Origin of the sequence: Flavobacterium movens (assembly GCF_039581425.1) — a bacterium.
In the GTDB taxonomy this organism is placed as follows: domain Bacteria; phylum Bacteroidota; class Bacteroidia; order Flavobacteriales; family Flavobacteriaceae; genus Flavobacterium; species Flavobacterium luteolum.
This window is the reverse complement of sequence record NZ_JBCPXY010000013.1, coordinates 62,850-76,042: the sequence shown is the minus strand read 5'-3', so window position 1 is coordinate 76,042 and position 13,193 is coordinate 62,850. Positions and strand designations below refer to the sequence as shown.

9 protein-coding genes are annotated in these 13,193 nt (G+C 33.4%); 4 read left to right on the top strand and 5 right to left on the bottom strand.

What is annotated here, in order from left to right; all coding sequences use genetic code 11:
• Both AAYQ05_RS19985 and AAYQ05_RS19980 read right to left on the bottom strand, forming a co-directional pair.
• A complete protein-coding gene (locus AAYQ05_RS19985) occupies nucleotides 1-2,256 on the bottom strand; it encodes a TonB-dependent receptor domain-containing protein (RefSeq protein ID WP_343545051.1) in 2,256 nt (751 codons plus the stop codon).
• Nucleotides 2,257-2,372: 116 nt separating this feature from the next.
• Entirely contained in the window at nucleotides 2,373-3,431 is a 1,059-nt protein-coding gene (locus AAYQ05_RS19980; RefSeq protein WP_343545050.1) for a helix-turn-helix domain-containing protein, read from the bottom strand.
• A gap of 92 nt (nucleotides 3,432-3,523) precedes the next feature.
• Here AAYQ05_RS19980 and AAYQ05_RS19975 point away from each other — a divergent pair, with 92 nt between their 5' ends.
• The 4 genes from AAYQ05_RS19975 to AAYQ05_RS19960 all read left to right on the top strand — a co-directional run bounded on the left by AAYQ05_RS19975 (nucleotide 3,524) and on the right by AAYQ05_RS19960 (nucleotide 9,401).
• Nucleotides 3,524-3,751, top strand: a complete 228-nt coding sequence (locus AAYQ05_RS19975; RefSeq protein WP_343545049.1) for a hypothetical protein — start codon at nucleotides 3,524-3,526, stop codon at nucleotides 3,749-3,751.
• A 90-nt stretch (nucleotides 3,752-3,841) separates the two neighbouring features.
• A complete protein-coding gene (locus AAYQ05_RS19970; RefSeq protein WP_343545048.1) occupies nucleotides 3,842-7,276 on the top strand; it encodes a DUF8818 domain-containing protein in 3,435 nt (1,144 codons plus the stop codon).
• A 63-nt stretch (nucleotides 7,277-7,339) separates the two neighbouring features.
• Nucleotides 7,340-7,915 carry a hypothetical protein gene (locus tag AAYQ05_RS19965; RefSeq protein WP_343545047.1) on the top strand — a complete coding sequence of 192 codons (576 nt, stop codon included), beginning with the start codon at nucleotides 7,340-7,342 and terminating at the stop codon, nucleotides 7,913-7,915.
• A 406-nt stretch (nucleotides 7,916-8,321) separates the two neighbouring features.
• Nucleotides 8,322-9,401 (top strand): glycosyltransferase, encoded by a 1,080-nt coding sequence (locus AAYQ05_RS19960; protein ID WP_343545046.1) that lies wholly within the window; start codon nucleotides 8,322-8,324, stop codon nucleotides 9,399-9,401.
• Between the two features lie 141 nt (nucleotides 9,402-9,542).
• Here the strand turns inward: AAYQ05_RS19960 and AAYQ05_RS19955 are convergent, their stop codons facing one another.
• From AAYQ05_RS19955 to AAYQ05_RS19945, 3 genes are all read right to left on the bottom strand, one after another.
• Nucleotides 9,543-10,853: a porin gene (locus AAYQ05_RS19955; RefSeq protein ID WP_343545045.1), complete on the bottom strand. Its 1,311-nt coding sequence runs from the start codon at nucleotides 10,851-10,853 to the stop codon at nucleotides 9,543-9,545.
• A 163-nt stretch (nucleotides 10,854-11,016) separates the two neighbouring features.
• A complete protein-coding gene (locus tag AAYQ05_RS19950; protein WP_343545044.1) occupies nucleotides 11,017-12,102 on the bottom strand; it encodes a sensor histidine kinase in 1,086 nt (361 codons plus the stop codon).
• 240 nt (nucleotides 12,103-12,342) lie between these two features.
• Nucleotides 12,343-13,026: a response regulator transcription factor gene (locus AAYQ05_RS19945; protein WP_008465097.1), complete on the bottom strand. Its 684-nt coding sequence runs from the start codon at nucleotides 13,024-13,026 to the stop codon at nucleotides 12,343-12,345.
• Nucleotides 13,027-13,193: the final 167 nt, after the last annotated feature.

The window sequence follows — 13,193 nt, the reverse complement described above, 5'->3', positions numbered from 1 at the left end:
TTACCTCGCCCTATTATTCTCCGACTGCTCCACTTCTGACTTTTTATAAGTCGTCCTTTTTGAATCTCCAAAACTGTATGTTGCAATCAATTTAAAATAATTGCTGGTATACGTTCGATGATAATAAATCTGGGTTTGTCCGACGTTATAATCACCCGAAACCATAAACTTATGGAAGATGTCGTTTGCGCTAAAATTGAGTTTTAATGCATCTTTAAAAAAGTTTCTCTCAATTCCTAAAGTTACGGTCGAACGGCCATTTTCGCTTCCCAATCCATAACTTCTATCGCTTAAATACCAAGCCAAAACTTGCAATTTAAAAAGTTTAGGAATCGTAAATGTATTATTAGTATATAAATAGATCTGAGGCTCTACAGGACTAAACGCAAATGCATAATAATTGTCTATCGATTTCTGCCAGGTAATGCTTGCTGTATTAACAGAATTCCACCATTTGTAATTGAAAGATCTAGAAAGCGAAGCAAAAAAAGTATGCCCTTTTTCAAGATTTAATGCCCTTAAAATATAACTGTTTGGTGTGTCTCCACGTAAAGCCGCCGCAGAAATAGGATCAATTTTATACATATAGCCAACTTTAAAATCGAACTTTTTATACATCGCACCTATTTCAAAAGCATGTGTTTTTTCTGGAAGCAAATTCGGATTTCCTTCAATTGTCGTAAACGGATCCTGATAAATCACATACGGATTTAGAGCCTGATATCTAGGTCTTGTAATTCTGGAAACATACGAGAAATGCCCTTTCCAATCTTCTGAAAGATTAAAATTTAAAAGCACGTTTGGAAAAAAATTGCTGTACATTTTATCAAATTTATGAATTCCGTTGGCATTTGTAAATAAATCGTAACTCGTTTTTTCCGCTCGTACGCCAAGAGAAAAATTGACTTTTTCGTTCAATGTTCCGATATAATTAAAGTAAGTTGCTGCAATATTTTCGTTGTACTCAAAATCACTTGAAAGCTCATCGTCGAGCTCAAAATTTATATCATCATCAGAAATTAAAAAATCGGTTCCCGAGTTTATTGTGGCGTAGCTAAACTTCGCTCCTATTTCGAGTTTTGTTTTTTCATTTATTTTCTGCGAATAATCGGCTTGAATTGCTATTATATTAATTCGGCCTCCCACATTATTCTTTAAATATCTCTCCGAATCTGTTTCCTCAATCTCACTATTTTCGTCAATAAAATCTCTTATCGTCTGATTGTAATTCGAAAATTGTGATCCAATAAATAGTGTCGAACCTTTAGCCGTTGTCCAATTATAATTCAAATTAATAAACTGATTTAACAAAACATCATTTCGGTCAACATCTGTGGCATAAAAACTTTTTCCTGAATTATTAGTTATCGAATTTCTGCTTTCTGTAATTCCACCCAAATCATTCACATTGCCACTATAAGCCAATGAAATATAATTATTTGAAGAAAAACTATATTGAAGTCCGAATCCAAAATTAGAATAATTATTAAATCTTCTTTTCCAATCGGTTGTCAATTCCGATTTCATATAATCATCAGGATTTGGGCGTGTTCGGGTTGTATACAGCAATTCGCGATTTCTTCCTAATTGCAATCCATAATTGGTGACAAACGAGAATTTTCCTTTAGAATAACTAAAATCAAAAAGCGTGTTATAACTCGTTCCGCCAAATTTAGAAACGGTTACATGCTGATTAGCAGTCCCGATTATACCGTCTTCACTTTTTTTTTTGGTTATGATATTGATGACCGCTTTTCCTTCGGCATCGTATCTCGCAGAAGGATTAGAAATAACTTCAATTTTTTGAATTTGCGAAACGGGAATAGCGGCAAAACGTTCATAATTAATTAGAACTCCGTTGAGATAAATAATGGCTTCACCTTTTCCAACAACGCTTATTTCACCGTCGGCAACCACAACATTTGGCACTCTTCCCAACAATTCGTTTACCGAACTGCTGGTTGCCAAAACGGTTCCGTTTACATTGACATCAATATTTCCGTTGGCTCCATATTTTAATAATGAAGGTTGGCTTTTTACAACCACTTCATTTAACTCATTGTGCTCATTCTCTTTTTCATTTCCTTTCTCTTTAATGATTAAAGTATCTTGAGCAGGCTTTAATAACTTTCCGAAGAGCACATCATCACTATAATGACTTTTATCTGTAACTTTTTTTATGCGTTGTGCTTTTATCTCTATTGATGAAAAGACCAGAAAAAAAACATAAAGAATGACCAATTTTAACAATCTCATAAACTTTTACAATTAACAGTTTGACTTTTATTTGAAACAAAAGTCATCTGAAAATCAATAAATGAGATTCCAAAAAGCGAAATCAGGAGTACGAATTTATAAATCAGCACTTCATTCTAGGACTGCACAGCTTGCATTTGGTAATTTAACGGCGTAGTTCCCGTATGTTTTTTGAATGCTGTGAAAAAAGTTGATTTAGAATTAAAACCAACATCATAACCAACGGATTCCAAAGTTAATTTATCTGAAGAAGTGATAATTTTACAAGCTTCGTTGATTCTAAATTCGTTTACATAACTGGTAAAATTCTTTCCCAAATTATTATTCAGAAACTGTGATAATTGATGGCTCGAGATATTAATTTCCTGAGACAAATCTTGAAGTGTCAAGTTTGGATTTTTATACAAACTCTTTTCATTCATAGCATTATTCAGTTTTTCAAACCAGATTACAGCTTCTGCCGAATCTATTTTTTTATTCGAAATCTTTCCATTCAATAAAAACAAATCGTCTGTTTTTTTTCTGTATAAAAGAATCGAAATTCCTAAGTATAAAATGAATGAAAAAACAACCGCTCCACTTATATAGGTAGCTCCTGGTGCTCCCATAATCGCCAAGAAGTAAAATAGAAACAGTAAACAATTTCCAAAATAGAGCATTGAAAACCACATTTCGGCTGGAGTGTTTTTTTCTTTTCGGCTCAGGATTTTTTTCAAAATGCCACGAAGCTCAAAACCAGCAAAAACAATATAAACAAACCATTGAAAATAAATGATTCTTATGAAAAAGCCTCTCCAAAATTTTGGGTATAATTCATACGGATACAAAATGCCGATAGCAACGATTAATGTTCCCCAAAATGCTAGAATAAATTTCCATGATTTGGGCATTATCTGAACTTCATCGACTGCCGATTTAATAAAATAATACAAACATGGTCCGATGAAAAAACAAGCTGTAAGTCCAAACTGAAGATACATTTTTGGCAGTTCGGGATGAAAATAAACAAATACAGATTTTGCGATTCGGATACTTAATGCAAACAAAAGTGCACCCAGAAAATAATTCGTCAGATGCTTTTTCTTGGTAAAAAAGAAAAAATACACTCCGAGAATAATTCCGTTGAAAGCTCCTAAAGCACTAAAAAAGAATAAAAGTTCTTTGCTAGTATCCATAATTTAAATTGATTATATCCTAAACAAAGCTAAAATATTATTTTTAAATGGAAATTAATTAACTTTATAACAGTCAAATAATTCCATGAATTATGAAAAACATTAACGATCCAAGCGAAGAAACTAAAAACCAATGGGAAAATGATCCCAATAATTGGATTTGGGGAATGTTTTATTACAATCCAAAAGACAAAAGATCTTATTTTCCAAAAAGAATAAATGAATTTGGATGGCACGCCAATTATGCAAATCCCGTTTTCATTATAATCATCGCGTTCTTTGTTTTGATAATTTTGGCTTTTATTAAAAATGGAAAATAAGATATACTATTGACCAATAAATCTAAAATAACCTACACTGCAATTCACAATTATAAATACTACTTTTGACTTTTTAGAGTTAGAGTATTTATGTTGAAAAAATTACTGTTTTTGACGGTTTTCTTCTGGTTTTCTGCGCTTCAGGCTCAGGAAACTGAATCACTGTACAAAACCAAAAAAGTAATCGTTTCAAAAGACACTATTCGTCTTGAAAAAGTTGCCATCAACTCTGGATTTTTTGAAATCTTAAATACCAAAAACCAACCAATCGATTCTACTTCTTATAAAGTCGATTTTCAAAAAGGATATTTACTCTTAAATGAAAATTTCCAATCGGTTTCAGATACCTTAATTGTCAATTATCTTAATTATCCAGATCTTTTAACTAGAGAATACAGCCTTTACAAATCGGATCAGATTGTAAGCGGCGATGTTGGATCAGACAAATTATACCGAATCGATAATAACTCAAATGTAAAAAAAGTAACTCCTTTTGACGGACTGGAAACTTCTGGAAGCATTACTCGAGGCGTTACGGTTGGTAATAATCAGAGTACGGTTTTAAACTCCAATTTAGATTTACAGATTACAGGAAAGATTTCAGACAAAGTGAGTTTAAGGGCTTCGCTTCAAGACAATAATATTCCGTTGCAAGATGGAGGTTATTCGCAGAAACTCGATCAGTTTGATAATATTTTTATCGAACTTTTTAGTGATGACTGGAACATTCGCGCCGGCGATGTCTTTTTAGAAAACAGGAAAACTCAATTTTTGGGCTTTAATAAAAAAGTTCAGGGACTTTCTGCCAATTTTGATTTTGATACCGAAAAAAGCAAAACCAACGTTTTTGCTTCGGTTGCTTTTGTAAAAGGCCAATATGCCAAAAGCACGTTTACAGGTCAGGAAGGCAATCAAGGTCCGTATAAACTAAAGGGGCAAAATGGCGAATTGTATGTTTTGGTAATTTCGGGTTCGGAGCGAGTTTATGTAAACGGCGTTTTATTAAAAAGAGGCGAAAACAATGATTATGTTATCGATTATAATGCAGGAGAAATTGTCTTTACGTCGCTTTTTACCATTACTTCAGAAATGCGTATTAATGTGGAATATCAATATTCTGAACGAAATTACAATCGCCTTGTAACATATGCAGGTGCAACTCACGAAAACAAAAACTGGAGCTTTGGCGGTTATTTGTATTCTGAAAATGACATGAAAAATCAGCCTTTACAGCAAAATCTTTCTCCAGAACAGGTTCAGATTTTAAGTCAAGCGGGCGATGATGTCAATTTGATGAAAGCGCCTTCTGCTTACGAAGATACTTATGCCGAGAATAAAATCTTGTATAAAAAGACACTGATTAATTCGGTTGAAATTTACGAATATTCGAATAATCCTGCCGATGTTTTGTACAATGTGCGATTTAGTCAGGTTGGTGCAAATGCAGGAAATTATATCATTCAAAACAATAATTCTGTTGAGCGTATTTATCAATATATTGAACCAATAAACGGTGTTCTTCAAGGAAATTACGAACCAATTGTACAGCTTGTTGCGCCAATAAAACTTCAAGTGGCAACATTTTTAGGAAAATACAATCCTAATGAGAAAACATTGGTTGACTTTGAATTGGCCGTAAGCAACAATGACCAAAATTTATTTTCTGATATTGATGATTCTAACAACGAAGGAATTGCTTTTAAAACCAATCTTAAAAAACGTCTTTTTTCTAGAAGCTGGAATTTAGATGCTTTTGCGAATTATCAATTTGTACAGCAGAATTTTAAATCGGTGGAACGTTTGTATAACATTGAATTTAACCGTGACTGGAATTTAACGGGAACGCTTTATGGCAATCAAAGCCTTTTGGTTACGGGTTTGAATTTTGATTTATTTTCGAAAAAAGAAACCTCTAATATTGGTTTGTTAACGTATCAATTTGAGAAATTGGATTTTAGCGAAAGCTACACTGGAACAAGACATACAACAAATGCTTTATTCAAACTAAAAAATTGGACGATCGAAAACAATGGAAGTTTCTTAAATTCTGATGCTACAGCTTCGACTTCAAAATTCATTAGAAACCAAACCAGAACCAAGTATCATTTTGGAAAAAATTGGGTTGGAGGAACTATGCAATTGGAAGACAACCAACAAAAAGACAAAGCTACCAATCAGTTTTCGGCTTTAAGCCAAAGATTTTCAGAATACGGTTTATTTACTGGGCGCGGTGATAGTACAAAAGTTTTTGTTGAAGTAGGTTTTCTGCAGAGACGAAACGATAGTTTGCAAAACGGAATACTGCAGCATGTCAACAATTCGCAGACATATTATTTAAAATCAAAACTAATTCAAAACAAAACAACCGATTTGGCGGTTTATGCGAGTTACAGAAATTTAGATTTTACAGATAAATCCAGACAGAATGAACCTTCTTTAAATTCAAGAATTCTGTACAACGATCGCTTTTTTAATCAGTTCATGCAAATTGGAACGGCTTACGAAACGAGTTCAGGAACTATTGCCCAACAAGAATTTACGTATGTAGAAGTGCCAACAGGTCAAGGAGTTTACACTTGGAACGATTATAATGGAAACGGAATTCAGGAATTGGAAGAATTTGAAGTTGCAGTTTATCAAGATCAAGCGCGTTATGTTAGAGTCTTTTTACCGAATCAGGTTTATATAAAAACCAACCAAAATAAGTTTTCGCAATCCTTAACTCTGAATCCGTTACAATGGCAAAATGAAAAAGGATTCAAAAAATTGCTATCTTATTTTTATAACCAGACTTCTTTTATAATGGATCGAAAGATAAAAAGTGATGGTGAAAAATTAGAACTCAATCCGTTTGATTCTTCAGAAGAAAATATTTTGGGTTTGAATTCGAGTTTCAGAAACAGTTTATTTTATAACCGAGGCAAACAAAAACATTCGGTTACGTATTCTTATCTTATAAATAAAGGCAAGAGCCTGCTTTCTGTTGGTTCGCAGCACGTGCAGAATTATTCACATCAAATTCAGTACACACATTTATACCAAAATAGCTGGCTATTTAATTTCTTCAGCAAAACCATAAAAACCGATTTGGTTTCAAAAGATTTTGCTGAGAAAAATTATGACATTCAAGGTTGGCAGCTGGCACCAAAAGTCAGTTATTTATTTTCGAAAAACACCAAATTGGATTTCTTTTATGAACTTCAAAACAAAAAAAATCAAATTGGAAATCTCGAAACTTTAGACCAAAACAGAATCGGGACTTCTTTTTCTTATGCAGGCGAAAAGAAGGTTACGGTTAATGGAGAATTCTCTTTTTATGAAAATAAATTTAATGGAAATGAATTTTCATCAGTCGGTTTTCAAATGCTCGAGGGACTTCAAGCGGGATCAAATTTGGTTTGGAAACTGCTTCTGCAAAAGAACATTACGTCATTTTTGGATATTAATTTAAATTATCAAGGAAGAAAAAGCGAAACCGGAAATACGATTCATACAGGAAATGTTCAGCTTCGTGCATATTTTTAATGTAACACGAAAAAGATGACAATAAATTGTTTAATTTTAATTGAAATTTAAACTTTTAGCCTTATGAAAAAATTAGTATTGTTCTGTTTGATGGTTGTTTTCTCTTCTAATTTTTATGCTCAGGAAACAACTGCAAAAACCACGAAAAGTAAAACTGAAACTTCGGCGAAAAAAGCGAAAGCAAGTGCTGACAAAGCTTCGGCTGACGCAAAAAAAGAAGCCACAAAATCTAAAAAAGCCGCTGACGATGCAAAAGCTGCTTCAACAAAAGCCAAAAAAGAATCTGATGACGCCGCAAAAAAGACTGCCGATAAACAAGCGACAAAAGCTAAAGCTGATGCCAAAAAAGCTACTGTAGAATCTGATAAAGCAAAAACAACGGCTGACAAAGCAAAAAGCACGGCTGACAAAACCAAAGCCGACGCTAAAAAAACAACCGCAAAAGCTGACGCTACGAAAAAAGACGCCACTGCAGCAAAAAAATCGGCTAGTAAAACTTTAAAGGAAACTAATGAAAAAGCGCCGTCTGTACCAGACAAAGTAACCGGCGAATACAACGGTAAAAAAGTATATACGGGACCAAGAGGTGGTAAATACTATATTAACAAAAATGGAAATAAAACGTATATTCAAGATTAAGGTACTGAGGGACTAAGGTTCTGAGGTGCTAAGGTTTTAATACGAGACTTTGAAGAAGCTGTCCTTTTGGACAGCTTCTTCTTTTTGTAAGCTTCGGAGAAGCAAAATATTTATAGAAATTGCAATTCCTAGTGATTAAAGAGCTCCAGTGAAGCGACATATATTCGATTATAAAAAACATATCGCTCCGCTGGAGCTCTTTGCCTTTGCGCAATTGGATTTCTATAGATATGTCGCCCCTCTGGAGCTTCTTAATATGTTTGTAAAATCTTTTTTATTTAAATTAATTAAATCTCAGAACCTTAGTTCCTCAGCAACTTAGCACCTTAAATTAATAATTTAGTAATACCTTCGAAATAACAAAGAAAACATATTTGTCTATCTTCGTTTTTAAAACGTGTTAAAAATGAGCATTGATTATTCTGCGAATAAAACAATTTTAGTAGCTCCATTAAATTGGGGACTTGGACATGCCACTCGATGCATTCCGATTATCAAAGCGCTTCAAGAGAATAATTATATTCCAATTATCGCCTCCGACGGCGTTGCGCTGGCTCTATTACGAAAAGAATTTCCTTATGTACAAACTTTAGAATTGCCTTCTTATCATATTGAGTATGCTAAGAATGGTAAAAATTTTAAATGGAAGCTGATTAAAAATCTTCCGAAAATGATTACTGCCGTTTTGGATGAGAAAAAAATGGTGAATCATTGGATTAAAAAACATGGCATTGATGGCATAATCTCAGATAACAGATTGGGGGTTTTCAGCAAAAAAGTGCCTTCTGTTTTTATGACTCATCAATTGAATGTAATGACTGGAAATACGACTTGGTTTACCAGTAAATGTCATCAGTATTTCATAAAAAAATATAATGAATGCTGGGTTCCTGATACTAACGAAAAAGTGAACTTAACGGGAGATTTGGGGCATTTAAAAAATAATGAACTGAATCTAAAATACATCGGCCCGTTGAGCCGTATGAAAAAAAAGGATACTCCAAAAATATATGATTTGATGATTATATTGTCTGGACCTGAACCTCAGCGCACTTTCTTGGATGAAAAACTGCAAAAAGAAGCTGCAAATTATCCGGGAAAAGTAGTTTTTGTGCAAGGTAAAGTAGAAAAATCGCAAGAAAAATGGCAGGCTGGAAATGTTACCTATTACAATTTTATGAACTCAAAACAGCTGGAACAGACTTTTAACGAAAGTGAGTTTGTATTGTGCCGTTCGGGTTATACTACAGTAATGGATTTGGCAAAGCTGGGCAAAAAAGCTTTTTTTATTCCGACCCCAGGACAATATGAACAGGAATATCTAGCAATAAAACTTCAAGAAGAAAATCTTGTGCCGTATGCCATGCAAAACGACTTCACAATTGATGATTTATCAAAAGTAAAATCGTTTAAAGGATTATCCCAATTTGAAAATAATATCGACTGGGATTCGCTATTTACTGTTTTCGAAAACAAAATAGCATAATTGCACCAAACTAGTTCACCTAAAGCCTTATCATTACAATAAAAAACCTCCAGCTAAAGCTGGAGGCAATTCAAATTTTAGATAACAAAATCAGTTTTTTCAGCGTCTTTGCAATAGTAAATCCGTTTAATCTGTGTCTTTTTAGAAGTTAAATTGTGCTTGCAGTCTCAGGACGTTTCCTTGTTGTCTGTTTATTGGCAGTGCACTATCTTCAAAAGTTCTGTCTGCTACTACATATTCTGCAGTTAATTCTAATGCTTTGATTGGCTGCCATTCAATACCGAATTCATAATCTCTAACTACGTAGCTTCTAGCATCTTTTTCATATTTTTTTCCTCCGTCATAATATTGAAATTTGGCGAATGGATAAATACGTTGTTTTTTAATATCCCATTTATAGTTTAATAAAACGTAACCTCCGTTCAAATCGGTTTGGTCGATTGTATTGGTAAGTGTATTGTATCGAGGTCCTGTTCCGATATTGTATTCAGTCTGAATACCAAATGGTCTAGGATATAAAACAAAAGTTGCCCCCACTCGCTGATCTTTTACATATTGAGGATCGTTAACAGTAACTCCTGGCGAAACTTCTCCAGTAAAAGCCCACTTACCGGTATAAGCCTGAATTCCTGGTTCTATAATCTGACTTCCAACTACAAAAGGATATGATACTCTCGTTACCACATTTAAATCTCGATTCCCATCCAATTTATTGGCAATCTGCCCATTATAAACACCAAAGGCAAAAACTCCAAAATCTCCAGAACCTTTATAGCCATCTCTAACCAACATTTCAAAACGCTGTCTAATTTCGGCTGGAGCCCAATAAAAGAATATCCCTAAATCACGTTCATTTAAAATTGAGCTGTTGATAGCGTCGGCACGATCTAAAGATAAACGCTGTGAACTTGACTGCATATTTTCGAAGCCGTATGGAATTTTACTCTGTCCAACGCGAACACGATATTCTCTTTTTTTATCAAAAGAAAGATCAAAATACAAATCACGAATCTGTACGAAATTATTAATACCGCTAACTGGAGAACTCGCAAAGTCTGGTTGGAAATAGAAGAATACATTCGGGTGAACTTGTCCTGAAAATACTAAACGGGCACGACGAATAAAAAGTCCGTTGTTTGCTTTTGCATCTGGAGCTGTAGAAGTTGTTCCCCAAGATTTATCACATTGTTCGCAAGAAACTTTATCATTTGTAGAAAAAAGACCATTGTATCTAATTTGTGCATAACCTCTTAAAGAGATTCTGTCATACCAATGTTCTTCAACTCCTCCTCCAGATTTAGTTTCCGGAAGTTTCGCTTTATTTATAGAATCTAAAATACGCATTACCTCGTTTTTTACATCCTGTTTGTTTAATTCTTTTTTATCTGTTTCCTGCGCATTAGCAGCAAAGGTTAGCAGTAATAAAACAGCTACTAGTTTTCTTTTTATCATTAGTTCTCTAATTCCCTTAATTTCAGGATGCAAAGATGGAGCACCTATGTTAAGAAATCATTAACCAGATGTTACTATAATAAAAATTTAATGTTATGACCTAAATCCAAATGTTTATTTATCGTTAAACACCTTTGTTTTAGGGCTTTTAACAAAACTGACGTTACGATTTTTTAACGTCAGTTTTTGTTGTTTTATTTGCTTTTTCGAGCGTAAAAGAGAATTCAGAGCCAATTCCGAACTCACTTTCTACATAAACTTTCTCCTTATGCGCTTCAATAATATGCTTTACAATTGCCAGACCTAAACCAGAACCACCTTCAGATCTTGTTCCGCTTTTATCCACTCGATAAAAACGTTCAAAAAGTCGTGGAATGTTTTGTTTTTCAACGCCTTCTCCGTTATCGCTAATACGAATTAAGACTTTTTTCTTGGTTAAATTTACTACGCCAACTTCAGTCAGACCACCTTCTTTTCCGTACTTAATAGAGTTTACAATCAGATTTTCTAAAACTTGCTGTATTCTATCCTGATCTCCTCGAATCATTACAGACTGCACATTTTTACTTTCAAAAGCCAATTTGATTTTCTTTTTATCGGCTTTCATTTCAAGCAGTTCGAAAACATTTTGAATTAATTCGACAATATCAAAATCAGTCATATTGAGATCTAAATCGCCCGATTCTAATTTGGTAATCATATCCAAATCTTCAACAATATATATAAGACGCTCTACTCCTTTTTCGGCACGTTTTAAATATTTCTTTCTGATATTTTTATCGTCCATTGCGCCGTCAAGCAAAGTTGAAACGTAACCTTGAACAGTAAATAAAGGTGTTTTTAGTTCGTGTGAAACGTTTCCTAAAAACTCTCTTCTATATTGTTCGCGGATTTCGAGCATTTCGATTTCTAGTTTTTTATCTGTCGCGAACTTTTTCACTTCACGCGAAAGCGTTTCCATATCGGTATTAATCGGCTGATTGATTAATGTTGTGGATTCTAGCAACGAAACCTCATCGTAAATTTTCTTCACTCTTCGGTAAATAAAGCGTTCTACACGATATTGTAAAACCAGAAAAGAGAAAATATAGATTACGATTATGAAAATTATTCCAAACGCAACTTGATGTTTTAATTGATTTTTATAAAATAATGACATTAACATCAGTACAAATGCTGTTGTAAAAAGACTGATATACAATGCCGATTTTATGGCGAATTTGTATGTTTTTTTAAAATTAATCTTCATTGAAAAAATTGAACCATTAAGAAATTAAGAAAATTAAGTTTTGCTTTTAAGTTATATTCTTTTGAATAATCAAAAAACAAAAAAAGGAATAACTCAAAAACCATATAAGAAAATGAAGATCATACAGCTTCAATTCTTATATGGTTTAAATGTATTGAATATTTTTAAAAGAATTTGAATGGGTTTAAAAACTAAGTGCCTTAGCAACTTAGTATCTTAGAACCTTAGCATCTTAAAAATCTAAACTTCAAATTTATAGCCTACACCTTTTATAGTCTTAAAAAGATCTTCGCCTATTTTTTCGCGTAGTTTTCTGATGTGAACATCGATTGTTCTTCCTCCAACCACAACTTCGTTACCCCAAACTTTATCCAAGATTTCGTCTCTTTTAAAAACTTTTCCAGGTTTTGAAGCCAACAGATAAAATAATTCGAATTCTTTTCTTGGCAAAGCAATTTCTACATTGCCTTTTATGATTTTGTATTCCTCACGATTAATCTCGATTCCGCCTACATTTAAAGTATCTGTAACAACTTCTTGTTCCTTTAGCCTTCTTAACAGCGCCTTTACTTTTGATACCAATAATTTTGGTTTAATTGGTTTTGTAATATAGTCATCGGCACCTGCATCAAAACCAGCTACTTGAGAATAATCTTCGCTTCTTGCTGTAAGGAATGTTATGATAACATTATTTAATTCAGGAATTTTTCTAATATGCTCGCAAGCCTCCATTCCGTCCATTTCTGCCATCATCACGTCCATAATGATTAATTCTGGCAACTCTTTCTGTGCTTTTGCTATAGCATCTTTTCCGTTAGAAGCTGTAACAATCTGATAGCCTTCCTGAGCAAGGTTATAGCCAACGATTTCTAAGATATCTGGTTCGTCGTCAACTAATAAAATCTTAGTTTGTGTTTTTTTCATAAATAGCAAAAATTGAGATTTTTATATCGAAACTTCTTCATTAAACATTCGATATTTCTTATTTCACAGGGTAAATATACTAACAAAAGAACCTTTAAAAAATGGTGTTAACCGTAATTTAATCTCGTAACAATTTGATAATCTTAACAACACAAAAACATAACAAG

Bases quoted from the DNA above. Each gene is read 5' to 3' on its own strand.
- AAYQ05_RS19960 (WP_343545046.1), top strand. From the start codon at position 8,322: ATGAGCATTGATTATTCTGCGAATAAAACAATTTTAGTAGCTCCATTA.
- AAYQ05_RS19985 (WP_343545051.1), bottom strand. From the start codon at position 2,256: ATGAGATTGTTAAAATTGGTCATTCTTTATGTTTTTTTTCTGGTCTTT.
- AAYQ05_RS19975 (WP_343545049.1), top strand. From the start codon at position 3,524: ATGAAAAACATTAACGATCCAAGCGAAGAAACTAAAAACCAATGGGAA.
- AAYQ05_RS19945 (WP_008465097.1), bottom strand. From the start codon at position 13,026: ATGAAAAAAACACAAACTAAGATTTTATTAGTTGACGACGAACCAGAT.
- AAYQ05_RS19955 (WP_343545045.1), bottom strand. From the start codon at position 10,853: ATGATAAAAAGAAAACTAGTAGCTGTTTTATTACTGCTAACCTTTGCT.
- AAYQ05_RS19950 (WP_343545044.1), bottom strand. From the start codon at position 12,102: ATGAAGATTAATTTTAAAAAAACATACAAATTCGCCATAAAATCGGCA.
- AAYQ05_RS19970 (WP_343545048.1), top strand. From the start codon at position 3,842: ATGTTGAAAAAATTACTGTTTTTGACGGTTTTCTTCTGGTTTTCTGCG.
- AAYQ05_RS19965 (WP_343545047.1), top strand. From the start codon at position 7,340: ATGAAAAAATTAGTATTGTTCTGTTTGATGGTTGTTTTCTCTTCTAAT.
- AAYQ05_RS19980 (WP_343545050.1), bottom strand. From the start codon at position 3,431: ATGGATACTAGCAAAGAACTTTTATTCTTTTTTAGTGCTTTAGGAGCT.